Annotated in this window: 18 protein-coding genes; 10 read left to right on the top strand and 8 right to left on the bottom strand. The window is 64.9% G+C overall.

All coding sequences use genetic code 11. The annotated features are described in order from the left end of the window. Nucleotides 1-81 precede the first annotated feature (81 nt). Nucleotides 82-924: an alpha/beta hydrolase gene (locus BLT66_RS05625; protein WP_092756506.1), complete on the top strand. Its 843-nt coding sequence runs from the start codon at nt 82-84 to the stop codon at nt 922-924. Here BLT66_RS05625 and BLT66_RS05630 read toward each other — a convergent pair. From BLT66_RS05630 to BLT66_RS05655, 6 genes are all read right to left on the bottom strand, one after another. Further along, nucleotides 878-1,534, bottom strand: a complete 657-nt coding sequence (locus tag BLT66_RS05630) for an HAD family hydrolase (RefSeq protein WP_092756508.1) — start codon at nt 1,532-1,534, stop codon at nt 878-880. The genes BLT66_RS05625 and BLT66_RS05630 overlap by 47 nt on opposite strands. A gap of 142 nt (nt 1,535-1,676) precedes the next feature. Then, complete coding sequence (locus BLT66_RS05635; RefSeq protein WP_092757036.1) at nt 1,677-2,501, bottom strand: undecaprenyl-diphosphate phosphatase; 825 nt, start codon at nt 2,499-2,501, stop codon at nt 1,677-1,679. 183 nt (nt 2,502-2,684) lie between these two features. After that, nucleotides 2,685-4,205, bottom strand: a complete 1,521-nt coding sequence (locus BLT66_RS05640; protein WP_092756510.1) for a trypsin-like serine peptidase — start codon at nt 4,203-4,205, stop codon at nt 2,685-2,687. 172 nt (nt 4,206-4,377) lie between these two features. Then, on the bottom strand, nt 4,378-6,678 hold the full coding sequence (locus tag BLT66_RS26735; protein ID WP_176954973.1) for an InlB B-repeat-containing protein: 2,301 nt from the start codon (nt 6,676-6,678) through the stop codon (nt 4,378-4,380). A 72-nt stretch (nt 6,679-6,750) separates the two neighbouring features. Continuing rightward, the gene (locus tag BLT66_RS05650; protein ID WP_092756512.1) at nt 6,751-8,724 is read right to left on the bottom strand and encodes an ABC transporter permease; all 1,974 of its coding nucleotides are present in this window, start codon (nt 8,722-8,724) and stop codon (nt 6,751-6,753) included. After that, nucleotides 8,721-10,028 (bottom strand): efflux RND transporter periplasmic adaptor subunit, encoded by a 1,308-nt coding sequence (locus BLT66_RS05655; protein ID WP_176954974.1) that lies wholly within the window; start codon nt 10,026-10,028, stop codon nt 8,721-8,723. Before BLT66_RS05655 ends, BLT66_RS05650 begins: the two co-directional genes overlap by 4 nt. Nucleotides 10,029-10,124: 96 nt before the next feature. Here BLT66_RS05655 and BLT66_RS05660 point away from each other — a divergent pair, with 96 nt between their 5' ends. From BLT66_RS05660 to BLT66_RS05675, 3 genes are all read left to right on the top strand, one after another. Further along, the gene (locus BLT66_RS05660) at nt 10,125-11,417 is read left to right on the top strand and encodes a phospholipase D-like domain-containing protein (RefSeq protein WP_092756516.1); all 1,293 of its coding nucleotides are present in this window, start codon (nt 10,125-10,127) and stop codon (nt 11,415-11,417) included. Nucleotides 11,418-12,853: 1,436 nt separating this feature from the next. After that, a complete protein-coding gene (locus BLT66_RS05670) occupies nt 12,854-13,315 on the top strand; it encodes a hypothetical protein (protein WP_092756520.1) in 462 nt (153 codons plus the stop codon). A gap of 111 nt (nt 13,316-13,426) precedes the next feature. Then, nucleotides 13,427-13,804, top strand: a complete 378-nt coding sequence (locus BLT66_RS05675; RefSeq protein WP_092756522.1) for a PH domain-containing protein — start codon at nt 13,427-13,429, stop codon at nt 13,802-13,804. A gap of 123 nt (nt 13,805-13,927) precedes the next feature. Here BLT66_RS05675 and BLT66_RS05680 read toward each other — a convergent pair whose 3' ends face one another. After that, a complete protein-coding gene (locus tag BLT66_RS05680) occupies nt 13,928-14,575 on the bottom strand; it encodes a response regulator (protein ID WP_092756524.1) in 648 nt (215 codons plus the stop codon). Beyond that, on the bottom strand, nt 14,572-16,533 hold the full coding sequence (locus tag BLT66_RS05685) for a PAS domain-containing sensor histidine kinase (protein WP_176954975.1): 1,962 nt from the start codon (nt 16,531-16,533) through the stop codon (nt 14,572-14,574). Before BLT66_RS05685 ends, BLT66_RS05680 begins: the two co-directional genes overlap by 4 nt. Nucleotides 16,534-16,696: 163 nt before the next feature. On the opposite strand from BLT66_RS05685, the gene BLT66_RS05690 reads away from it, so the two are divergent. The 6 genes from BLT66_RS05690 (at nt 16,697) to BLT66_RS05715 (ending at nt 23,150) form a co-directional block, all read left to right on the top strand. Then, nucleotides 16,697-18,064 carry a GH1 family beta-glucosidase gene (locus BLT66_RS05690; RefSeq protein WP_255406781.1) on the top strand — a complete coding sequence of 456 codons (1,368 nt, stop codon included), beginning with the start codon at nt 16,697-16,699 and terminating at the stop codon, nt 18,062-18,064. A 92-nt stretch (nt 18,065-18,156) separates the two neighbouring features. Further along, on the top strand, nt 18,157-19,398 hold the full coding sequence (locus tag BLT66_RS05695; protein WP_092756530.1) for an ABC transporter substrate-binding protein: 1,242 nt from the start codon (nt 18,157-18,159) through the stop codon (nt 19,396-19,398). A 91-nt stretch (nt 19,399-19,489) separates the two neighbouring features. Then, nucleotides 19,490-20,404, top strand: coding sequence for a carbohydrate ABC transporter permease (locus tag BLT66_RS05700; RefSeq protein WP_092756532.1), 915 nt, complete (start codon nt 19,490-19,492; stop codon nt 20,402-20,404). 2 nt (nt 20,405-20,406) lie between these two features. Then, the gene (locus BLT66_RS05705; RefSeq protein WP_092756534.1) at nt 20,407-21,306 is read left to right on the top strand and encodes a carbohydrate ABC transporter permease; all 900 of its coding nucleotides are present in this window, start codon (nt 20,407-20,409) and stop codon (nt 21,304-21,306) included. A gap of 9 nt (nt 21,307-21,315) precedes the next feature. Continuing rightward, nucleotides 21,316-22,398 (top strand): ABC transporter ATP-binding protein, encoded by a 1,083-nt coding sequence (locus tag BLT66_RS05710; RefSeq protein WP_092756536.1) that lies wholly within the window; start codon nt 21,316-21,318, stop codon nt 22,396-22,398. 122 nt (nt 22,399-22,520) lie between these two features. Continuing rightward, nucleotides 22,521-23,150, top strand: coding sequence for a LysE family translocator (locus tag BLT66_RS05715; RefSeq protein WP_092756538.1), 630 nt, complete (start codon nt 22,521-22,523; stop codon nt 23,148-23,150). Nucleotides 23,151-23,161: the final 11 nt, after the last annotated feature.

Genomic DNA, 23,161 nt, shown 5'->3' on the forward strand with positions numbered 1-23,161 from the left:
GCACGCCCCCGGGCTGCGCGCACGGCCTGCGGTAAACTTGCGCGACTGCACCCTCGCGGCAAACGCCCCACAATGCCAGCCATGCAGCCCATCGTCTTCTCGCACGCCAACAGCTTCCCCGCATCCACCTACGGCCTGCTGTTCGGCAGTCTGCGGGCCCGCGGCTACAAAGTCGAAGCGATAGACAAGTTCGGCCACGACCCGCAATACCCGGTCAGCAACAACTGGCCGCATCTGGTGCAGCAGCTGGCCGACTTCGCCGGCCGGGTGGTGCAGCAACACGGTGAACCGGTGTTCCTGGTCGGCCATTCCCTGGGCGGATTCCTGAGCCTGATGGCCGCCGCCCTGCACCCGGAATTGGCGCGCGGCGTGCTGCTGCTGGACGCACCCCTGGTCGGTGGCTGGCGCGCCACCACGCTGGGCGCATTCAAACGGGTGCGGATGGTCGAATCCGTCTCTCCCGGCAAAGTCAGCAAGCGCAGGCGCCAACATTGGCCCAGCCAGCAGGCCGCACTCGAGCACTTTCAAAGCAAAAAAGCCTTTGCCCGCTGGGACCCACAGGTACTGCAGGACTACATCGCCCATGGCATGGTCGACGACGCAGATGGCAAGCGGGTGCTGGGCTTCGACCGCGCGGTGGAAACCGCCATCTACAACACCCTCCCCGACCATCTGGAGAGCCTGCTGCGCCGCCATCCGCCGAAATGCCCGGTAGCCTTCATCGGTGGCACGCATTCCACAGAAATGCGGCAAGTCGGCATGGCCATGACCGACAAAATCACCCAGGGCCGCACCATGATGCTGGACGGCAGCCATTTGTTTCCCATGGAGAAACCGCTGGCCACGGCCGCGGCGATCGAGGCCGCGCTGCTCAACCTCAGCTCCGCGCCAGCAGCGGCGGTAACGCCCCCAAGTTCTCAATAAAAGTCACACGCTCGGCGATGTCCGCCGGCAGCCCTTCGCGCGGGTGCAGGCTGAACACCTGCATGCCGGCCGCCAGACCCGCCTGCACGCCCGGTAGGCTGTCTTCCACCACCGCGCAGTGTTCGGGCGCGATACCCAAGGCCTGGGCGGCATGCAGAAACAGGCCGGGGTCGGGCTTGAAATGGCCGACCTCGTAGGCGCAAAAAATCCGGTCGCCGAACAGCGGCCGCAGGCCGGTCAGGCCCAGCGTCAGCTCCACCTTTTCGCGCGGGCCGTTGGTGGCCACGCAGAACGGCAGCTCCAGGCTTTGCAGCAAGGTCAGCGCGCCTGGCAAGGGCAACAAGCCCTGGCGGAACCGGATGTCGGTATGCAGCCGCACCTGGGCCATGAAATCGGCCTCGAAGCCCGGCGGGATATGCGGCAGCTGCGCGGCAATCCAGGCAATGCAGTCGGCCATGCGCACGCCGCGGAACTGCTGGTGCGCGACCTCGCGCGTCAGCTGTACGCCCTGGGCTTGGGCCAGTTCAAACAGCACATCCATGCCCGGCTCCTCGCTGTCGACCAGAGTGCCGTCGGCATCAAAAATAACCGCCTGGATAGACCTCAACATAACTTAACCAGATGCACATTGCAGACAGAACGCACGCGATCCAGAAACACCGTAGAACTGGCTTTGCCAGGCTGCCGGTGTTGCCCCCTGCAAGGGGGTTGGCGAAAGATGCGCAGCACTGCAGCCTGGAGGTGAGCCACAATTACTCGGCCCACACCACCAGGCCACTCCAGGCCGTGGCCAGCACCACGATGCCGAAGGCGATGCGGTACCAGGCGAACGGCACGAAGTTGTGGGTGGAGATGTAACGCAGCAGCCAGCGCACGCACAGCCAGGCACTGATGAACGAGAACAGCAGGCCGACCGCGAACATCGGCGCATCCGCCATGGACAGCAGCGCGCGCTCTTTGTACAGGCTGTAGGCGCCGGCGCCGATCAGCGTGGGGATGGCCAGGAAGAACGAGAAATCGGTGGCCGCGGTGCGCGACAAGCCCATCAGCATGCCGCCGATGATGGTCGAGCCGCTGCGGCTGGTGCCGGGGATCATGGCAAAGCACTGGACCAAGCCGACCTTGAGCGCGTCCAGCATGGTCATGTCGTCCACATGGTGGACGCGGGTGGCCGAGGGCGCACGCCGCTCGGCCCACAGGATGATGAAGCCGCCGATGATGAAGGTGCTGGCCACCACTACCGGGGTGAACAGATGGGCCTTGATGGCCTTGCCGAACAGCAGGCCCAGCACCACCGCGGGCAAGAAGCCGATCAGCACATTCAGCACCAAGCGCCGCGCCTTGGGCTGGGTCGGCAAGGCGCTGACGGTGTCGCGGATCTTTTGCCAGTACACCATGACCACCGCCAGGATGGCGCCGGTCTGGATGGCAATGTCGAAGACCTTGGCCTTGTCGTCGTCCATGCCCAGCAGCGCGCCAGCCAGTATCAAATGGCCGGTGGACGACACCGGCAGGAATTCGGTCAGGCCCTCGACGATGCCCATGACGGCAGCCTTGATCAGCAAAATGGTATCCACGCGCACTCCCTAAGAACAATTTGTCTAGGGATTATCCCTGTGTCGCACGGCACTCCGGTGGCATGGCCCGATCTTTACTCCCTCTCACACATGCGCCGTCGCTGCGGCCATTAATTTATAGAACAGAAAAGCCTGCTAGCGCTTATTAGATAAGCGCTAGCAGCTCTTTATTCCATAGCAAACTCAGGGGCAGGTGCCAGCGGCTGCGGTCAGCCAGCGGCTCAAAGCCGCGGTGTAGGCTACGTCGAAGCGGCCATAGGCATTGCTGCCCGACAGGTTGCTGCAGCTGGAGTTGCCGCCATACAGCTGGCCCACCAGGTAATGGCCGGTGCCCACGGTTTCGAACAGGGGCGCGCCGCTGCTGCCCTCTTCGGTGGCACCGCTGGTGAACTTGGCGTTGATGAAGTTACCGGCGGCCTGGGTTGAGTTGGTGCAGCTGAAGTTCAGCGTCGAGGCGCTGAGCAACGTGCAGCTCAAGAACGAGGTGATGCTGCCGGTGCTGACCTTCTGCAGATCGCCATCCGGATGGTGCACGCTGGCCGCCACCGAACCCACGGTCGCCGGATTGACCGACCAGCCGGAAAACACCGCGCCCGCTGGCGGCGTGCCAAGCAAGCGCATGAATGAGGTATCGGTAGTTTCGCTCTGGTACAGCAAGGTAGCGCCGCCTGGGAGACTCCGGGCACCGGCATTCATCACGCCGCTGCCGCAGCTGGTGGCGCGATAGAACCACCAGGTCTGCAGGGTAGACGCCGCCGCCTGGGTGGAGATGCAATGGTTGGCGCCCAGGAAATACGGTATGCCGCTGCCTCGGGTGTCGTTGAGCAGCGTGCCGGTGCAGACAAAAGAGGCGCCGTCTTCCACAAAGCTCATGCGGGCGACCGAATTGCTCTCGCTGGTGTAGCTGGTGTTGCAGACTGCATCCACCTCGCAGCTGCCCGCGGCCTTGGCCACATTCGTACCGTCGGCCAGCGGCGTCATGAACAGGTGGGAAATGCGCGGAATGGCGACCTCCACCCCCGCGGTGCTGACCGCAGCCGGCAGCTCGATTTCCAGCGTGGCCTCGGCGCCGTCGACCACCGGCGTCCAGTACATGCGCGCGGCATCACTGCTGTCGCCGGCATCGCGGTTGCGCTGCAAGGTATCCAACACGTCTTGGGCTGGGACCGTATAGGCCGTCGTGCTGCCCTGGGCGTAGATACGCAGCGTGGCCTGTGCCGGTAGGCTGCGCACCAGCACGCCCAGGCGCACACCCTTGGCCTGGCCGGTGCTGATGCTGATGGCCGCCACCTGGCCGCCGCTGGCCGTGGCCTGCCACTGCAGCTGGGCCTGGGTAGCCGCCACGCTGGCGGTGGCCGCGACATCGCGCGCCAGGCCGATCTTGCGCGGCACACCCACCTGGGTCAGCAAGGGCTTTTCAGCGGCCAGACGGGCCTGGCTAACATCGCCCAAGGCCACACGGCTGGTACGCACCGCCAACAATGAACGGGGCTGCAAGGCCGAGGCCTCGGCACCCGACGCGGCCTGCATGGACTCGGCCCGGCTCACCGTGCCGGACGACAGCACATCGGTCGCCTTGGCCGTGGGAGACAAGCAGCTAGTGCCGCCACTGGCTGCCGTACCGCCGCCTCCACCGCCGCCGCTGCAACCCGCCACCAGGCCTACGGCCAACACCACACCACTGACTGCCAAGATCCGCGCCATTGCCTGTACCCCTGCTTGTAAAGATTTGTTCGCCCGTAGGCCTAGCGCATGAATATAACGCGTGGACCGTGACAAAGCTGTGCAGCGCCAGGACTCTGGAAATTTATATAAAACCGGGCTGCAGCGCAATTAGCTCTTGCGCAAGCAGCTATTTAATCAATAGCACAAAGCTTCAACGGCGCTTGGCAATGGCGGCCGCGCTGCTGGTGCAGGTGGTAGCCGGCGTGGTCGTGGTGGTCGTGGTGGTCGTCGTCGTGGTACTGGCCGTGCTGGCGGTGTAGACCACGTTGTCTACCCAGCCCGCGTCCTGGCCCGAGCTGCGGTTCGCGTCCTTGGCATAGGTCCAGACCACGCTGTGGCTGCCCGAGGCAATCGCCAGCGTGTTGCTGGACCACGCGCCCTGCCCGCTCCACGAATACTGCTGCACACCGTCCACCGCCACGCTGAACAGGTCGTAGCCCAGCTCGGACGAAACCTTCCAGTCGAACGCCAGGCTGCCCGGCCCGGTGACGGTTGTACTCAAGGTGCTGCTCTGGCTATTGCCAATCGCCCCCGACTGGGCTGCCGAGCCGCCCACCTTGTAGGTACTGGTCTGGCCGAAGAAGCCCGCATCGCCGCCGGTGCTCCACACCAGGCTGCTGTCCAGCGCCGTGGCCAGCGCAATGCTGGGCACGCTGAAGGTAGCGGTCACGCTTTTGGCCACGTCCATGGTCAGGCTGCAACTGCCGGTGCCGCTGCAGGCGCCGCCCCAGCCGGCAAAGCTGGAGCCGCTGGCCGGCGTGGCCGTCAGCACCACGCTGCTGCCGATGCTGAACGGCGCGGCGCAGGTGCTGCCGCAGCTGATGCCGCTGGGCGACGAGCTGACGGTACCGCTGCCATTGCCCAGGCTGCTCACCGCCAGCGCCGCCGACGAAGCCAGGTTCAGCCACTGGCTGAGCGCCGCGTTGTAGGCCACGTCGAAGCGGCCGTAGATATTGCTGCCGCTGGGTGCCGCGCAGCTGGAGCTGCCGCCATACAGCTGGCCCACCAGGTAGTGGCTGCTGCCACTGGTCTGGAACAGCGGCGAGCCGCTGCTGCCCGACTCGGTGACGCCGCTGCTGAAGGTGGCGTTGATGAACTTGCTGCCGCTCTGCGTGCCGCTGGAGCAGGTAAAGGTGTCGGACGTCGCGTTCAGCACCGAGCAGTCCTGGAACGCGCTGAGGCTGCCGGTGCTGACCTTTTGCAGATCGCCCTTGGGGTGGTGGATGCCGGCCACCGCCGCATTCAGCGTGGGCGCGGCCACCGACCAGCCCGCGTAGGTCACGCCGGTGGGCGGGGTGTCGACCAGCTGCATGAACGAGGTGTCGGTCACCGCACTGGCGTACAGCAGGGTGGCACCGCCGGTGCGCGTCTGGTAGGCGCTGTTCAGCGTGGTGCCGCTGCAGCTGTTGGCCCGGTAGAACCAGTAGGTCTGCAGGGTCGAGGCTTCGGACTGCTTGGAGATGCAGTGGTTGGCCGACAGGAAATACGGCGTGCCGCTGCTGCTGCTGTCGTTGACCAGCGTGCCCGAGCACTGGTAGGTGCCGCCGTCGCTGCCGACAAACACCATGCGCGCCACCGCATTGCTCTCGGCGCTGCTGTAGTCGCTATTGCAGGCCACATTGACCTCGCAACTGCCGGCCTCGCCGACCTTGGCCACGTTCTCTCCATCCGACGCCAGCGCGCTGTAAACATGCGACAGGCTGGGGATGGCGATCTGCACGCTGTCGGTGCTGACCGAAGCCGGCAGCTCCACCTCCAGCGTGGCCTCGCTGCCCTCGACCAGCGGGGTCCAGTACATGCGCGCGGCATCAGTGGTGTCGCCGGCCGCCCGGTTGCGCTGCAGCGTGGCCAACACCTCTTGCGCCGCCACTTCGTAGGCCGTGCTGCTGCCCTGGGCGTAGATGCGCAGCGTGGCCTGGGTTGGCAGGCTGCGCACCAGCACGCCCAGGCGCAAGCCCTTGGCCGCGTCGGATGTGATGCTGATGGCCGCTACCTTGCCGCCGCTGGCGCTGCTCTGCCAGTCCAGCACCGCGGCTGTGCCGGCGACGCTGGCGGTCTGCAGCAGCGTGCGCGCCAGGCCGACTTTGCGCGGGCCACCGCCCTGCGCGGCCGCCGTGGCCAGGCGGGCCTGCGACAGCTCGCCCAGACTGATGCTGGTAGTGCGCAGCTGCTGCCCGCTGCGCGTCTGGATCGGTGACACATGGCTGACGCCAGTAAAGCGCATGGACTCGGCGCGGGTAACCAGGCTGTCCAGCGGAGCAGCCAGCGCCGTCTGGCTGACCGCGCTGCCGGCCTCGGCCGAGACAGTGTCCGAAGTCGTGCAATTGGTGGTACTGGTGCTGCTGGCGGCGCTGTCGCTACCGCTGCCACCACCGCAGCCGACCAGCACACTGGCCACCCCACACACCGCCCCCCACGCCACCCATTTGCGCACCAAACCCACCATAGCCATCCCCGAGTCCGTGATTTTTGCGGATCATACGGAGGCCAGGTAAACGCCAGGTATCAAGAATTCGGTGCTGGATCAGGCATGCCGCAAGGCCTGTATCGGCTGCAGCAGCGAGGCCCGGCGCGCCGGGTAAAAGCCAAAGAAAACCCCGACCGCGGCCGAGAAACCCACAGCCAACAGGATGGACGCAAACGTCATGCTGACCTGCCAGCCGGCCCACTGCCCCACCGCCCAGGTGGCCAACGCGCCCAGCAGCACGCCGACTGCGCCGCCCAGCAGGCTCAGGGACACGGCTTCGACCAGGAACTGCACCAGGATGTCGCGGCCTCGCGCGCCCACCGCCATGCGCAGGCCGATCTCGCGGGTGCGCTCGGTCACACTGACCAGCATGATGTTCATGATGCCGATGCCACCGATCAGCAGGCTGATACCGGCCACCGCAGCCAGCAGCAGGGTCATGGTGCGGCTCGACGCCTCTTGCGCTTCCAGTATCTCGCTGAGGTTGCGCAGGGTGAAGGTGTCGTCGGCGCTGGCCTCCACCTTGAAGCGCTGGCGCAGCAGCTCGCGGATGTTCTCCTCGGCCACCTGCATGCTCTGGCCTTCGCGCACTTTCACGTTGATGGCCCAGACCCGCTTCACATTGCCCGGCGAGCCGCCTTGCAGCCGGTTGCGGTAAGTGGAGATCGGCAGCACCAGGATGTCATCCTGGTCCTGGCCCATGGAGTTCTGGCCCTTGCGGCTGAGCACGCCGACGATCTTCACCGGCACGGTGCGCACCCGCACCAGCTGGTCGATCGGGTCGGCATCGCCAAACAACTCCTGCGCTACCGTGATGCCGATCAGCGCCACCTTGGCCGAGCCCTGCAGCTCGGCGTCTTCAAAGGCCCGGCCCGCGGCCAGCGGCCATTCGCGCGCCTCCAGGTATTCGTTGGTGGTCCCGAAGATCGTGGTGCTCCAGTTGGCGTTGTTGGCCACCACCTGGGCCGTGGTGCGCGATGACGGCGCGGCCACCTGCACCTCGGGCACTTCCACCTGGATGGCGGTCGCGTCTTCCTCGGTCAGGCGGCTGCGGGTCTGCGCACCCTGGCGCACGCCGGCGGCGGTGGCGCCGCCGGGCAGCACCAGCATGATGTTCGAACCCAGGCCCTTCATCTGCTCCTGCACCCGGTCGGTGGCGCCGCGGCCCACCGCCACCATGGTGATCACCGCCGCCACGCCGATGATGATGCCCAGCATGGTCAGCAGGCTGCGCAAGGCGTTGGACGCCAGGGCCCGCCAGGCGCTGCGCAAGGCGGCCAGGCCGTTCATCCGCGCTGCGCCGCGGGCCTCGGGCCGGCGCTGGGCCGGCAGCGTGTGCAAGGTGTCGGAGGCGCGCCGCAGGTCTTCGACGATCTGCCCGTCCTTGAAGACGATCTTGCGCCGCGCCCAGGCCGCAATGTCGGCCTCGTGGGTCACCAGCACCACGGTGATGCCCTGCGCGTTCAGGTCGGACAGCAGCTGCATCACCTCTTCGGAAGTCTGGCTGTCCAGCGCGCCCGTGGGCTCGTCGGCCAGTATCAGCTGCGGCCCGTTGACCAGGGCCCGCGCAATCGCCACCCGCTGCTGCTGGCCGCCCGACAGCTCGGCCGGCGTGTGCAGCAGCCGCTCGCCCAGGCCCACACGCTGCAGCGCCGCCACCGCGCGCTCGCGCCGTTGCGCGGCCGGCACGCCGGCGTAGACCAGGGGCAGCTCCACGTTCTCCAGCGCGCTGGCCCGCGGCAGCAGGTTGAACTGCTGGAACACGAAGCCGATGCGCCGGTTCCGCACCAGGGCCAGCGCATCGGCGTCCATGCCCTGCACCGCCTCGCCGGCCAGCGCGTAGCTGCCGCTGCTGGGCGTGTCCAGGCAGCCGAGGATGTTCATCAGCGTGGACTTGCCCGAGCCCGAGGTGCCCATGATGGCCACGAAGTCGCCCTCGGCGATCTGCAGCGACACGCCGCGCAGGGCGTGCACCACGTCGCCGCCCATGGCGTAGCGCTTGCCCAGGTCGACGGATTGGACGAGGTTCAAAACGGCACCTTGGGCGCATTGGCGCGCGGCGCACCGGCCAGCGGGTTGCCGGTGACGACCTTGGTGCCGTCCTTCAAGGCGGCGTCCGGGTCCAGCAGCTCGGTGCTGCTGCCGTCGGTAATGCCCAGCCACACCGTGGTGGCCAGCGGCTTGCCGGCTGCGTCCAGCAGGTAGATCCGGCCGCGGCGCGCAGGATTCAGGGGTTTTGTGCCGCTGGCGCTTGCTGCATCTGCGGGAGCCGCTACGGTATTAGGAGCAGGGGCAGCATCGGTGATGCGCATGCGCAGCGCGGCGTTCGGCACCTTCAGCACCTCGTCGCGCTTGTCGGTGATGACGCGCACGTTCGCCGTCATGCCCGGCAGCAGCCGGCCGTCGGCATTGGCAAAGCGCACCACGGCCACATAGGTGACCACATTGGCCACGTTGGACGCGGCCTTGCGCACCTGGCGCACCTCGCCCTCGAAGGTCTGGCCCGGAAAGGCGTCGACCGTGAAGTTGGCCTTCTGGCCCAGGCGGATGCGGCCCACATCGCTCTCATCGATGCTGGCCTCGACCTGCATGTCACGCAGGTTCTGCGCAATTACAAACAGCTCGGGCGACTGCAGGCTGGCGGCCACGGTCTGGCCGCGCTCGATGGCCCGTTTGATGACAATGCCGTTCACCGGCGAGGTGATGCGGGTGCGGCCCAGGTCGATGCGCGCCTGGCCCAGCACTGCCTCGCGCTGCGCTACGTTGGCCTGCACGGTCTTGATCTGCGCCTCGGTCACGCTGAGCTGGGCCTGCGCCAGCTTCAGCAGTTCGCCGCTGGTGTTGACCAGGGCCCGGGTGCGGTCCACCTCGCTCTGGGCGATGAACTGCTTGTCGGCCAGGTCGCGCTTGCGCTCGAAGTCGCGCTGGGCCTCGGCCAGATCGACCTGGGCCTTGGACACCGCCGCCCGGCTGGCCGCCGCGTTGGCCTGCGCCGTCAACACAGCAGCCCGCGCCGCGTCCACATCGGCCTGGGCCGAGCGGACCCGGTATTCAAAGGTTTCCGGGTCGAGCATGGCGATCAGCTGGCCGGCCTTGACCTCGTCGTTGAAGTCGGCAAACAGCTCCTTGATCTGCCCCGACACCTGGGTGCCCACCGATACCTGGGTCACCGGGTTCACCGCCCCGCTGGCCGCCACCGTGGCCAGCAGCGGCCCGCGCTCCAGCGTGCCGGTGCGGTACACCGGCACATCGCTGCCGCCGCGCGAGGTCCACCACCAGGCTCCCGCCCCCGCCATTGCCACCAACACGATTACCGCCAAAGTCTTTTTATGCATGGATGGATTGTAGAAACGGCCCGTTACATAGCGCAGCATAGGGTTACGGCCGCCTGGCTGATGCAGGGTTGTCACCAAATTGCAAGACAATGCCCAATGCACTTCTTCCGCCCCAGACGGCTTTCCGTCCTCTCCATACTGGCCATCGTGCTGGCCACCATGGCGGCATCGCTGCTGGCCGTCAACTTCATCGGCGGCGAAAAGAAGATCGAACAGCACGTCACACGCGCCTACAGCATTGCCGACCCGCGCTTCGCGCAAGAGCTTGGCGTGCTGCTGGGGCGGGTGTTTTTGCCAGGCAGCCAAACGCAGGTGCTGCTGAACGGCGACCAGATTTTTCCGTCCATGCTGCAGGCAATCCGCTCCGCGCAGAAGACCATCACGTTCGAGACCTACATCTACTGGTCGGGCGAGGTGGGCCAGCAGTTTGCCGACGCATTGGCAGAGCGCGCCCGCCATGGCGTGAAAACCCACCTGCTGCTCGACTGGGTGGGCAGCGCCAAGATGGACGAGAAGCTGCTGGACGAGATGCGTTCGGCCGGCGTGCAAATCCAGAAATTCCATCCGCCGCACTGGTCGCACCTGGGCCGGCTGAACAACCGCACCCACCGCAAGCTGCTGGTGGTGGATGGCCAGGTGGGCTTTACCGGCGGGGTCGGCATAGCCCCCGAGTGGACGGGCCAAGCCCAAGACCCCGGCCACTGGCGCGACACCCACTTCCGCATCGAGGGACCGGTGGTCGCCCAGCTGCAGGCGGTCTTTCTGGACAACTGGGTGAAGGTGACCGGCGACGTGCTCCATGGCCCCAGCTACTTCCCGCCACTGGCCCCGGTGGGCGACCATGTGGCGCAGATGTTCAGCAGCTCGCCCACTGGCGGCAGTGACAGCATGCAGCTGATGTACCTGATGGCCATCGGCGCGGCCGACCGCAGTATCGACCTGTCGGCCGCCTACTTCGTACCCGATGCATTGACCACCCGGGCGCTGCTGGCGGCCCTGCAGCGCGGCGTGAAACTACGGGTGGTGGTGCCCGGTGAGCACATCGACAGCGAGACGGTACGCAGCGCGTCGCGCGCCAAATGGGGGCCACTGCTGAGCGCCGGCGCGGTCATCGCCGAATACGCACCCACCATGTACCACTGCAAGGTGATGGTGGTGGATGACCTGTTCGTATCTGTGGGGTCCACCAACTTCGACAACCGCTCGTTCCGGCTCAACGACGAGGCTACGCTGAACATCATCAGCCCCAGCTTTGCGCAGCAGCAAAAACAGATCTTCGAGGCCGACCTGGCGCAGTCGCGCCGCATCACGCTGGAACAATGGAACAACCGCCCGCTGCGCGAACGGGTCGGCGAATGGTACAGCGGACTGATCGCTTCGCAGCTGTAAATGCTGCCGGTGATCGGAGTGAACTGGCAGGGTTTGGGGGTTCCAGGGATTATTTGGTTGGGGCGTTTTCTGCGAGGCCGTTCACGTCAATAGGCAGGCCGGGATGTGCTCCCGGCGGCGCAGTAACGTTTCTTTTGCTTCGCCAAAAGAAAGTCACCAAAGAAAAGGCGAGCCGAAGTCGTCGTCCCTGCGCTGCGCTACGGGCACGCTGCGTTGCTCGGTCTGAGCGGGGTCCCGCTCGAACTCGGCCTACGGCCTCAGACAGTCGCGGGCCCTGATCCGCCCAGCCCTGCGCTACTCGCCGACGCCACACGGCGTGGGAGCGAACAACCAATACCAACAGCCGAACAGCCAACCCCAGCCCGGCGCAGCCGGGCTCGCGCCCTAGGCGCGATGTGGCGCGCTGCGCCACCGATCCCGATCCCCGGGGTCCCCCTCTGTATGCGCCGAGGAGCACAGCTTTGGGCGGATCAGGGCTGGCGTTGTTTGAGCCGCAGGCGAGTTTAGCCAGACCCCGCCCAAAGCGAAGCACCGCAGGTTTCCCAGCGCGATAGCGCTGGGACGCAGACAGTGGGGGCGCCTTTCTTTTGGTGACTTTTCTTTTGCGCAAAAGAAAAGTTACTGCGCCGCCGGGCGCATACCCGGCCGGGTATCGCATGGACGCCAGTCGCGCATCACACCACCCAAAGTTGCGTTGAAATCCTTGAAGAAAAATCCTACGCCCGCGGCTACGGGAAATAGAGCAGTGCAATCTCCATCTTTTGAGGGGCAGCCAACGCTGCATCCAGCCGTCACCAAGTTATGCCGAGCTATAGTGGTACACCACCTCAGGTCAAGGCTCTCCCTTTGCAGACCGATGCCTGCAACAAAAAGCCGCCAAGTTTCACGGAAAATTTATACCTGATGTTTTGCACTCCAGCCACATCGCAAGCCCAACGCCAACGCAGGTTTGCGAATTTTTCTTCACCAGATGTATCGTCAAGCGCCGGATGTATCGACCGGGGTTTACGGTCTATATTGGGTTAAAGCGAAAGAATGCCACGTCCTCTCGAGAAGGCGTTCACTTGGCTAGGCTTGGGCGCACTGTTCGTTCTTAACGCACTTCTCACCGCCGCGCCCTTTTTCTTCGTCTACGAGGGGCGAGTTCGTGAGGTCTCGAAAACTCCCTCTTTCGCGCGGATCTATTCCCTTCCGGATGACCCTATTGGGTTTTGGGGTGCCATGATCTTCCATGTCTTGATTGCCGGCGTCGGGTGGCGAGTTCTGATGGCTGCGTGGCGAGATAGCACAGAGCAGCGGTGAATGCCGAGTTCGAAATGAGTACACCGTTCCGCTCCAACATGCGCTCTAACAAGTCAATCGACTCGGACCCACAGCTGCAGGAGGCGGCTTCGCCGCAGAGTGTTGTGGTCCGGTCATCTTCACGTTAGGCAACCATGCGGATCGAAAAGATTGAGGAAACTCTTTCCAATCTAGAAATCGCTCATCGTCAGATTGAACGGGCGATAGTTATTTTCTTAGATGACAAGGACTATGTTTCAGCACTTACGCTTGCTGGTGCCGCAGAAGAAATACTAGGAAAGCTATTGAACCAAAAAGGGAAAGAGCACTGGCTAGACAGTATTTCTAAAGGAGCACTTCGAGCACTAGGCTTCCAGAAAAAAGAATTGCAATCTCTCGAGGCAACAAAAGCAAGGAAGGAAATAGCCAACATCGCTAATCTTCACAAAAACAGAGTGAAGCACTACAACAATGACGGGACAATCACATTTTTCGTAGATGTCGCTGCCGCAGAGATGATTGATCGTGCAATCTCTAACTACTTCGATTTAACCAAGCGGGAAACTGGGGCCATGGGACGATTCAAAGAATTGATTCTCTGGGGCAACAATGCCTAACCCTACGGTCAAGTTTGCTGCGCTAAAGCGCAGCCCCTTACCTTCACGCTAGGCCGCACATGAACACCTCACGGCCCCCCGTTTACGCAACACTCGAAACCAAGGAAACACATGGGACTATTTGACGGAATGCTGGGGAACGCGTCCAAGATCGACGCAGCGAAAATACAAGCCGAGTTCAGCCAGATACTTGCACCTGGCGAGAAGGTGGAGCACGCCTACCAGCTGATTCGCGACTACTTTGTCTTCACCGACAAGCGTTTTGTTCTTGTCGACAAGCAAGGGATAACAGGAAGCAAGGTGGAATACCACTCAATTCCGTACAAGAGCATCACCCACTTCAGCATCGAAACCGCGGGCACCTTTGACCTGGATGCAGAGCTCAAGATCTGGATATCGGGGACGGCGGCCCCGCTGCAGAAGCAGTTCAACAAGAAGCTGAGCATCTACGAGGTGCAGTCCGTCCTCGCAAGTTACGTCCTGCGGTAGCGCGCTGCGGCCTTCATCGAGCAGGCCTCAGAGGGATCGCGGCCCCGATCCACTCCACTACAAAATAAATAGCTACTTCCGCAGGCAGCACCTCCGCCAGCGGCCGTTTTCATTCAAACCCCCTCACTCCCCATCCAACAAGCCCTCCTTCACCGCCAGCCTTACCAGCCCGGTGATATCGCTCACCCCCAGCTTGCCCATCACCCGCGACCGGTAGGTCTCCACTGTCTTGGCCGACAGGTTCAACGTGTGGGCGATGCTGCTACTGGGCTGGCCGCGGACCACCAGGTTCAGCACCTGGCGCTCGCGCTGCGACAAGGTGTGCAGGGGCTCCAGCGGCGCGTTGGGCTCGGGGGGTAGCAGGGCTTCCTGGGCGACACGGGCGATGGCTGGGCTCCAGTAATGCTGGCCGCCACAGGCATGGCGCAGCGCGGTGATCACCTCGGCGCCGGACGCGCCTTTCAGCACATAACCCATGGCGCCCATGCGCACCGCGTCCATCACCTGGCGCGGCTGGGCCATCATGCTCAGCACGACGACGCGGGACGGGGTCTTACGGCGCTGCAGCTCGGCCAGCAGCTCGTGACCGGAGCGCTCGCCCAGCGACAAATCGAGCAGCACACAGGCCGGCGGCGCCCGCACGATGTCGTGCAAGGCAGTGGGCAGATCGCCGCTCTCTCCCACCACACAGAAGCCCGCGGGCTCCAGCAGCGCGCGCAGGCCTTCGCGCAGGATGGCGTGGTCGTCGACCAGGTAAACGGTGTCGGTCATGGGGAGTAATTCAGTTCGATGACAGTGCCGCGCTCGTCATCGCCGGAGCGGGCGCCCAGCGAGGCGCCTATGGCCTGGGAGCGTTCGCGCATGCCCACCAGGCCCAGGTGGCCGGGCTTGAGAGCGCGGCCTATCGGGCCTAGGCCGATGCCGTCGTCCTGCACCAGCAGGCGCAGGCCCTGCGTGCCCAGGGGTTCGATGCCCACGCGCAAGCTCCGGCATTGCGAATGGCATAGCGCGTTGGCGATAGCCTCGCGGGCCACCATGAAGACCGCGTATTCGACCTCGGGGCTCCAGCGCCTATCGGCCATGGCCGGGGGGATGTGCAGGCTGATGGCGACGGCGGCGTGGTTGGCGGTTTCGGCCTGGATTTCGTTGTCCAGCGCCACGCCCAGGCCATGCTCTTGCAGCAGCGGCGGGCGCAGTTCGACCAGCACCTGGCGCACCTCGCGCATGCCGCGGTCGATCATGCTGGACACCCGGGTCCAGCTCTGGTCGATGGCCGCCGTGGGGCTGGGCGGCAGCTGGGCGCGCAGCGCATCGACCGAAATCCGCAAGGTGGTCAGGGTCTGGCCGAGCTGGTCATGCAGCAGCTGGGCCAGGCGGCGGTTGGTCTGCTGCTCGGCCTCCATCAGCTGGCGCGACAGGGCCGACAGCTGCTCGCGGTAGCGCAGCAAGGCCTGCTCGGATTCGACCCGCTCGGTCACGTCGCGGGCGGTCAGGGTGAACAGCACCTCGCCGTTGACCCGGGTTTCCGAGGCCGAGGCTTCGAGGTGCAGGGTGGCGCCGTCGTGGCGCTTGGCCGACAGGGTGCGCACGGTGCCGATCAGCGTGGGCAGGTCCAGATGGGGCAGCACCTCGGCCAGCGGCAGTCCCAGCAGCAGCCCGGCGCTGCGGCCAAAGATGCGCTGCGCGGCAGGGTTGGAAAACACCACGCAGGCCTGGGCGTCCAGGCCCAGGATGGCGTCGCTGGTGGTGGAGACGATGGCCGACAGCAGGGCCTCGCTTTCGCGGATTTTTTGCTCGGCCTGGCGCCGGTCGCTGAGGTCGCGGGCCACCAGCACCACGGCCACGATGGCATCGCTTTCGTCGCGCTGCGGGTACAGCAGCAGATTGCCCCAGAAGCGACCGCCGGGCTGGCGCGGCAGCCAGCCTTCGAACTCCATGCGCTGGCCGCCGGCGGCACCGTCCAGCAGTTGCTGTACCCGCGCCTGTTCAAACGGCAGCTGGGCCAGCAGCGGGCGCATGTCCTGGCCCAGGGCCTCGACCGCGGGCACGCCAAACAGGGTCTCGGCATTGCGGTTCCAGCTTTGCACCCGGCCCGCGGGCGACAGCTGCAGCATGGCGATGTCCACTGCCGCATCGACCAGCAGGTCGACCTGCTGCTTGGCTGCGCGCACCGCGGTATGGGCGCGCAGCTCTTCGCTGATGTCGGTATGCGTACCCAGGTAGCCGATGAAGTCGTCGCCATCAAACAGCGGCGTGGTGTACCACTGCACCCAGGCCACCCGGCCGTCGGGGCGCTGCTGGATGCCGCGGCCGTGCAGGGCGATGCGCTCGGTGCGCATGCGGTGCAGCGATTTACAGACGCTGTCGTACTGGTCGTGCAGTATCCACAGGCCGACGGGCGAGCGGCCCACGGCCACGTCGGCGGCAAAGCCGGTCATCAGTTCGCTTGCGCGGTTCTGGTAGACCACGTTGAAGTCTGCGTCGTACAACACCAGGCCTACAGGCATCTCGCGCAGCAGCTGCCAGACGCGGCGGCTGTTGGTCACCACCACCGACTCGGCCTGGGCCTCGCCGCGCTGGTCCAGCAGATCGGCCTCGCCCATCCAGCGCCATACCGCCCCCTGGCCAAAGCGCGGGTCGGTCTGCCGCTGCTGCTCGACGTTGATGGTCACGCCGGGCAGGCCATCGGCACCCAGGCGGTCGGTCAAATGGGGTGGCTGGTCGGACATAGGTAAGCGCGGATATAAGCGCGTGTTTGGCGAAAGATTGTCGAGTGTGCCCCTAAACCAAAGTCTCAGGGATTGCGATAGTGCGAGTGTCAAACTTTCCCGACATACCAATCGGGCTGCGCTGCCTAACATGGCCTCACTAACCCACCCTACCCGGAGCACCATGCCAGCCGTACCCGCATTGAACATCCCCGCCAACTCGGCGATTGCCCAGCCCGAATTCCTGATGGGCGTGGCCACGGCCTCGTACCAGATCGAAGGCGCTGCCGATGAAGACGGCCGCCTGCAGTCCATCTGGGACACCTATTGCGACGAACCCGGCCGCGTGCTGCATGGCGACACCGGCGACGTGGCCTGCGACCACTACCACCGCTGGGAAGCCGACGTGGACCTGATCGCGGGCCTGGGCGTGGACGCCTACCGCCTGTCCATCGCCTGGCCGCGCGTGATGGATGAAAAAGGCGTGCCCAACGCCAAGGGCATCAGCTTCTACAAAAAGCTGCTGGACGCACTCAAGGCCAAGGGCGTGCAAACCTATGTCACGCTGTACCACTGGGACCTGCCCCAGCACCTGCAAGACCGCGGCGGCTGGGCCAGCCGCGAAACCGCTTACGCGTTCGCCGACTATGCCGACCTGATGAGCCGCGAGCTGGCCGGCAAGGTCACGGCCTGGGCCACGCTGAACGAACCCTGGTGCTCGGCCTACCTGGGCTACGGAATCGGCCGCCATGCGCCCGGCGTGACCGACCTGCGCCAGACCACCCAAGCCCTGCACCACCTGCTACTGGGCCACGGCCTGGCCCTGGCCAAGATCCGCGCCAACGACCCCGGCGCGCTGCGCGGCATCGTCTGCAATACCGGCGTGTTCGGCCCGCAGACCGATAGCGCGGCCGACAAAGACGCCGCCTACCTGGCCCATGTGCAGCAAAACTACTGGGTGTTCGACCCGCTGATGCTGGGCAGCTACCCGAAAGACATGTTCCGCCTGTGGCCGGGCACCGAGCCCCTGGTGCTGCCAGGCGACATGGAAATCATCTCCACCCCCATGGACTTCCTGGGTATCAACTACTACTTCCGCAGCGTGGTCGAGACCGATGGCAAAGGCGGCTACAAAGAGGCACCGCATTCCGACAAGGTGGAGCGCACGCAAATGGGCTGGGAGGTCTATCCCAAGGGCCTGACCGAGATCCTGGTTGACTTCAACGCCCGCTACCAGGACATGCCACCGGTCTACATCACCGAAAACGGCATGGCCAGCGACGACAGCGTGAGCGATGGCAGCGTGGCCGACCCGCAGCGCATCCGCTTCCTCGAAAACCACCTGATGGCGGTGAACGACGCGATCAAGGCCGGCGTGGATGTGCGCGGCTACTTCATCTGGTCGCTGATGGACAACTTCGAATGGGCCTATGGCTACGAGCGCCGCTTCGGCATCACCCATGTGGACTACACCACCCAGGTGCGCACGCCCAAGCACAGCTCCCTGGCCGTGCAAGCCTTTTTGCAGCAACGCAAGCGCCCCCAGCGCTAACCCGTCTGGCAAGATCGACCACCATGGCCGATCTGCCGGTTTTCCGCATGGGCCGCAAGCCCTGAACATTACCTATAAAAACTGGAGACAACATGCAACAACACACCCGTACCGTACTGGCCCTGGCCGCCACTGCGCTGGCCGTCCTGGCTGGCAGCAACGCCCATGCGCAAGCCAAGGCCGAGGTCATGCACTGGTGGACATCGGGCGGCGAATCTGCCGCCGTGCAAGAGCTGGCCGGCGCGTTCACCAAATCGGGTGGCGTGTGGGTGGACTCGGCCGTGGCCGGTGGTGAAAACGCCCGCGCCGCCGCCATCAACCGCATCGTCGGCGGCAACCCGCCCACCGCGGCGATGTTCAACACCTCGCAGCAGTACCTGGACATCATCAAAGAGGGCATGCTCAACGACATCGACGCCGTGGCCGCCAAGGAAGGCTGGGACAAGATGCTGCCTGCGCCCATCATCAACAGCATCAAGGTCAACGGCCACTACTACGCGGCGCCGGTCAACATCCATATGCCCAGCTGGTTCTGGTACTCCAAGGCCGCGTTTGCCAAAGCCGGCATCGCCGCCGAACCCAAGACCCCGGACGAAATGTTTGCCGCCCTCGACAAGCTCAAGGCTGCAGGCCTGATCCCGCTGGCGCTGGGTGGCCAGGGCTGGCAAGAAGTCATCACCTTCTACAGCTGGCTGGCCCAGGCCGGCGGCGCCGACCTGTACCTGAAGTTCTACAAGGACCGCGACGCCGCCACCGTCAACTCGCCGGCCTTCCGCAAGGTGCTGGCCGACTTCAAGCGCCTGAAGAGCTACACCGACGCCGGCTCTCCAGGCCGCAACTGGAACGACTCCACCTCGCTGGTGATCACCGGCAAGGCCGGCGTGCAGATCATGGGTGACTGGGCCAAGGGCGAGTTCGCCAATGCCAAGCAGGTCGCGGGCAAGGACTTCGGCTGCTTCCCCGGCTTTGGCGCCAAGTCACCCTACATCCTGGCCGGTGACGTGTTCGTGTTCCCGCGCACCAAGGACCCTGCCGCCATCAAGGCCCAGCAGCAACTGGCCACTTCGATGACCTCGGCCGCGACCCAGGTAGCGTTCAACAACAAGAAGGGCTCGATCCCCATCCGCACCGATGTCGACAGCTCGAAGATGGACCTCTGCGCCCAGACCGGCCTGGCCATCATGAAGGACACCAGCCGCCACCTGGCCAACCCCGACGCGCTGCTGCCACCCGATGTGATGGGCTCGGTGCAGGACGTGATCTCCAAGTACTGGAACAACAACCAGTCGGTGGATGACGTGGTGAAGGCCTTGCAGAACGCCATCAAGAGCTAAGCGTTTTCTCCCGGTGCCGGCGTGCAAACACACGTCGGCACTGTTTTTTTGATGTACCGATTGACTGCTTCCAGGACCCTCCAGAACCCCTATGGCTCCCGTTAAAAAACCTCCGCCGCGGCGCGGCCTGCGCCAGAACTGGGCCGTCAACTTTGCCCTGCTGCCGATGGCGGTAACGGTGCTGCTGTGCTACGTGGGCACGGTGCTGTGGTCCATCACCATTTCGCTGACCAGCTCCAAGACTTTTCCGACCACCAACTTCGTCGGCTTGGCGCAGTACGAGCGGCTGTTTACCACCGAGCGCTGGGCGCTGTCACTGCACAACATGGCGCTGTTTGGCGCGATCTTTGTGGTGTCTTGCCTGGTGCTCGGCTTTTTATTGGCGGTCTTCATCGACCAGAAGGTGCGCGGCGAAGGCGTGCTGCGTACCATCTTTTTGTACCCGTATGCCATGAGCTTTGTGGCTACCGGCCTGGTCTGGCAGTGGATGCTGAACCCCGGCCTGGGCCTGCAGCAGGCGGTGCGCCAGCTGGGCTTTCCCGGGTTTGAATTCGACTGGATCATCAGCCAGGACAAGGTGATGTACGCCATCGCCCTGGCCGCGGTCTGGCAGTCTGCCGGGCTGGTGATGGCGCTCATGCTGGCCGGGCTGCGCGGTGTGGACGAAGAGATCTGGAAGGCCGCGCGCATCGACGGCATCCCGGTGTGGCGCGTCTACCTGAGCATCGTGCTGCCGATGATTGCGCCCAGCATCGCCACCGCCAGCGTGCTGCTGTCGCTGGCCGTGATCAAGGTGTTCGACGTGGTGGTCGCCATGACCGGCGGCGGCCCGGGCATCGCCAGCGAGGTGCCGGCCAAGTTCATCATGGACTACCTGTTCAACCGCGCCAACATCGGCCTGGCCTCGGCCGCCTCGGTGGTGCTGTTGCTGACCGTGCTGGCCCTGCTGCTGCCCTGGATGTACGCCAAGAACCGCATGGAACGTGCGCAAACCAAGGGACACTGAAGATGAGCACGACGACCCTCCCCCGGGTGCGCAACCAGCGCCCGCCCCAGCCCTGGCTCACGCCTACGCGGCTCGGCATCTACGCCTTCCTGCTGCTGAGCGCGGTGTTCTTTTTGCTGCCGCTGTATGTGATGGTGGTGACCTCGCTGAAACCCATGAGCGAGATCCGCCTGGGCCAGATCTTCGCACTGCCCAGCCAGCCGAACCTGGAGGCCTGGGCCATGGCCTGGTCCAGCGCCTGCACCGGCCTGAAGTGCGAAGGCATCCAGGTGGGCTTCTGGAACTCGCTGAAGATCGTGGTGCCTAGCGCGCTGCTGTCGATCTTCATCGGCGCGCTCAACGGCTATGCGCTGGCCTACTGGCGCCGGCCCTGGGCTGGCTGGCTGTTCACCATCCTGCTGCTGGGCGCCTTCATCCCCTACCAGGTGCACATGTACCCGCTGGTGCGCGGCCTGTCGATGCTGGGCCTGTTCAGCACCCTGCCGGCCATCGTGCTGGTGCACACCATCTTCGGCATGCCGGTGATGACCCTGCTGTTCCGCAACTACTACGCCTCGCTGCCCGAGGAGCTGGTGAAGGCCGCGCGCATCGACGGCGGTGGCTTCTGGCGCATCTTCTTCCAGCTGATGCTGCCCATGTCCACGCCCATCATCATCGTGGCGGTGATCATGCAGGTCACCAACATCTGGAACGACTTCCTGCTCGGCCTGGTGTTTGCGGGACGCGAAAACCTGCCGATGACGGTGCAGCTGAACAACATCATCAACACCACCACCGGCGAGCGTTTGTACAACGTCAACATGGCGGCCACCATCCTCACATCCTCGGTGCCGCTGTTCATTTATTTCATCTCCGGCCGCTGGTTCGTGCGTGGTATCGCCGCCGGTGCAGTAAAGGGTTAAAAGAAAAATATGGCAAGCGTTTCCATCCAACAGCTCCACATCCGTCTGGGCAATATCGACATCCTGCAGAACATGGACCTGGAGGTCGTCGACGGCGAATTCCTGGTGCTGCTCGGCCCCTCGGGCTGCGGCAAATCGACCCTGCTGCACAGCATTGCCGGCCTGATCGACGTGCATGACGGCGCCATCCATATCGGCGGCGTTGATGTGACCTGGGCCGACCCCAAGGACCGGTCCATCGGCATGGTGTTCCAGAGCTATGCGCTCTACCCCACCATGACGGTGGAGCGCAATATGTCTTTCGGCCCGCGCATCACCGGCATCCCCAAAGACGAGATCGCGCGCCGCGTCGACCGCGCCGCCACCATGCTGCACCTGGGCCCGCTGCTGCAGCGCAAGCCCTCGCAACTGTCGGGCGGGCAGCGCCAGCGGGTGGCGATTGGCCGGGCCCTGGTGCGCGATGCCGGTGTCTATCTATTCGACGAGCCGCTGTCCAACCTGGACGCCAAGCTGCGCAACGAGCTGCGCCGCGAACTCAAGCAGCTGCACGTGGACATCGGCAAAACCATGGTCTACGTAACCCACGACCAGACCGAAGCCATGACCCTGGCCAGCCGCATCGCGGTGATGCTGGACGGCAAGATCCAGCAGATCGGCACGCCGGCCGAGGTCTACGACCGGCCGGTGAACCGCTTCGTGGCGGGCTTCCTGGGCTCGCCGACCATGAACTTCTTTGACGGTGTACTGGCCGCCGACAACGGCCGGCTGCTGTGGCGCTCGCCGGCTCTGAGCATCGACGTCAGCGCCTATCCGTTTACCGCCGAGCCGCACATAGGCCAGCAGGTGGTGCTGGGCATGCGGCCCGAGCACATCGAGCTCGTGCCGCTGGAGCAACCGGCACTCGGCCAGGCCACCGTGACCCTGGCCGAACCCATGGGCGCCAGCGTGGTGCTGTGGCTGGACCTGGGCGGCACAGCCATGTCGGCCATCGCCGAGAGCCACACACCGCACCAGCGCGGCCACACCCTGGGCGTGCGCTGCGACGCGCAACGCATCTCGCTGTTTGGCGCCGACAGCGGGCAGCGGCTGTAGCCGACTCGCTGTAGCACTACAAAAAACATATCTGCTTCCGCAGGCAAGTAGAGCGCCACAGCCCTGAAAAGCATAAAAATCCCAGTTTGGCTAAGATAGCGGGCTTACCCCTGGAGTACCCCATGAGCCTGCATACCTGGTGGCTGTTTCTGATGATGACCTTTGTGGTGTCGGCCACGCCCGGCCCGAACATGCTGCTGGTGATGACATCCAGCGCGCGCTTCGGCTTCGCGGCGGCGCTGGCCACCATGGGCGGCTGCATGCTGGTGATGGTCCTGATGATGGGCGTCTCGGCCGCCGGCCTGGGCGCGCTGCTGCAGAGCTTTCCGGCGGTGTTCAACACCTTGCGCTGGCTGGGCGCCGCCTACCTGGCCTACCTGGGCATCAAGTGCTGGCGCGAGCCGGTGGCCGAGGACGCGGGCGGCGCAGTCGCCAAGGCCGCGCCCATGCCCGGCTACGGCAGCCTGTTCCGCCAAGGCGTGCTGGTGGCGGGCAGCAACCCCAAGGCGATTCTGTTTGCCGTGGCCTTTTTGCCGCAGTTCATCGACGCGGCTACACCCCAGCTACCGCAGTTTGCGATCCTGCTACTGACCTTTGCGGTGATCGAAGCCGGCTGGTACCTGGTGTATGCGGGCAGCGGCAAGACCCTGGCCCGCTTTCTGCGCCGGGCTACCGTGCTGAAAGCCTTCAACCGCGCCACCGGCGGCGTGTTTGTCGGCTTTGCCGCGGTGATGGCCAGCGTACGCCACTGACCACACGCTAT

This window comes from Rhodoferax sp. OV413 (assembly GCF_900104385.1).
Lineage (GTDB): Bacteria > Pseudomonadota > Gammaproteobacteria > Burkholderiales > Burkholderiaceae_C > Rhodoferax_B.

What these genes read in the sequence shown, in the direction of transcription:
- BLT66_RS05700 (WP_092756532.1), top strand. Translation starts at nt 19,490, where the DNA reads ATGGCTCCCGTTAAAAAACCTCCGCCGCGGCGCGGCCTGCGCCAGAAC.
- BLT66_RS05655 (WP_176954974.1), bottom strand. Translation starts at nt 10,028, where the DNA reads ATGCATAAAAAGACTTTGGCGGTAATCGTGTTGGTGGCAATGGCGGGG.
- BLT66_RS05685 (WP_176954975.1), bottom strand. Translation starts at nt 16,533, where the DNA reads ATGTCCGACCAGCCACCCCATTTGACCGACCGCCTGGGTGCCGATGGC.
- BLT66_RS05670 (WP_092756520.1), top strand. Translation starts at nt 12,854, where the DNA reads ATGCGGATCGAAAAGATTGAGGAAACTCTTTCCAATCTAGAAATCGCT.
- BLT66_RS05705 (WP_092756534.1), top strand. Translation starts at nt 20,407, where the DNA reads ATGAGCACGACGACCCTCCCCCGGGTGCGCAACCAGCGCCCGCCCCAG.
- BLT66_RS05625 (WP_092756506.1), top strand. Translation starts at nt 82, where the DNA reads ATGCAGCCCATCGTCTTCTCGCACGCCAACAGCTTCCCCGCATCCACC.
- BLT66_RS05630 (WP_092756508.1), bottom strand. Translation starts at nt 1,534, where the DNA reads ATGTTGAGGTCTATCCAGGCGGTTATTTTTGATGCCGACGGCACTCTG.
- BLT66_RS05710 (WP_092756536.1), top strand. Translation starts at nt 21,316, where the DNA reads ATGGCAAGCGTTTCCATCCAACAGCTCCACATCCGTCTGGGCAATATC.
- BLT66_RS05680 (WP_092756524.1), bottom strand. Translation starts at nt 14,575, where the DNA reads ATGACCGACACCGTTTACCTGGTCGACGACCACGCCATCCTGCGCGAA.
- BLT66_RS05640 (WP_092756510.1), bottom strand. Translation starts at nt 4,205, where the DNA reads ATGGCGCGGATCTTGGCAGTCAGTGGTGTGGTGTTGGCCGTAGGCCTG.
- BLT66_RS05690 (WP_255406781.1), top strand. Translation starts at nt 16,697, where the DNA reads ATGCCAGCCGTACCCGCATTGAACATCCCCGCCAACTCGGCGATTGCC.
- BLT66_RS05695 (WP_092756530.1), top strand. Translation starts at nt 18,157, where the DNA reads ATGCAACAACACACCCGTACCGTACTGGCCCTGGCCGCCACTGCGCTG.
- BLT66_RS05715 (WP_092756538.1), top strand. Translation starts at nt 22,521, where the DNA reads ATGAGCCTGCATACCTGGTGGCTGTTTCTGATGATGACCTTTGTGGTG.
- BLT66_RS26735 (WP_176954973.1), bottom strand. Translation starts at nt 6,678, where the DNA reads ATGGCTATGGTGGGTTTGGTGCGCAAATGGGTGGCGTGGGGGGCGGTG.
- BLT66_RS05660 (WP_092756516.1), top strand. Translation starts at nt 10,125, where the DNA reads ATGCACTTCTTCCGCCCCAGACGGCTTTCCGTCCTCTCCATACTGGCC.
- BLT66_RS05675 (WP_092756522.1), top strand. Translation starts at nt 13,427, where the DNA reads ATGGGACTATTTGACGGAATGCTGGGGAACGCGTCCAAGATCGACGCA.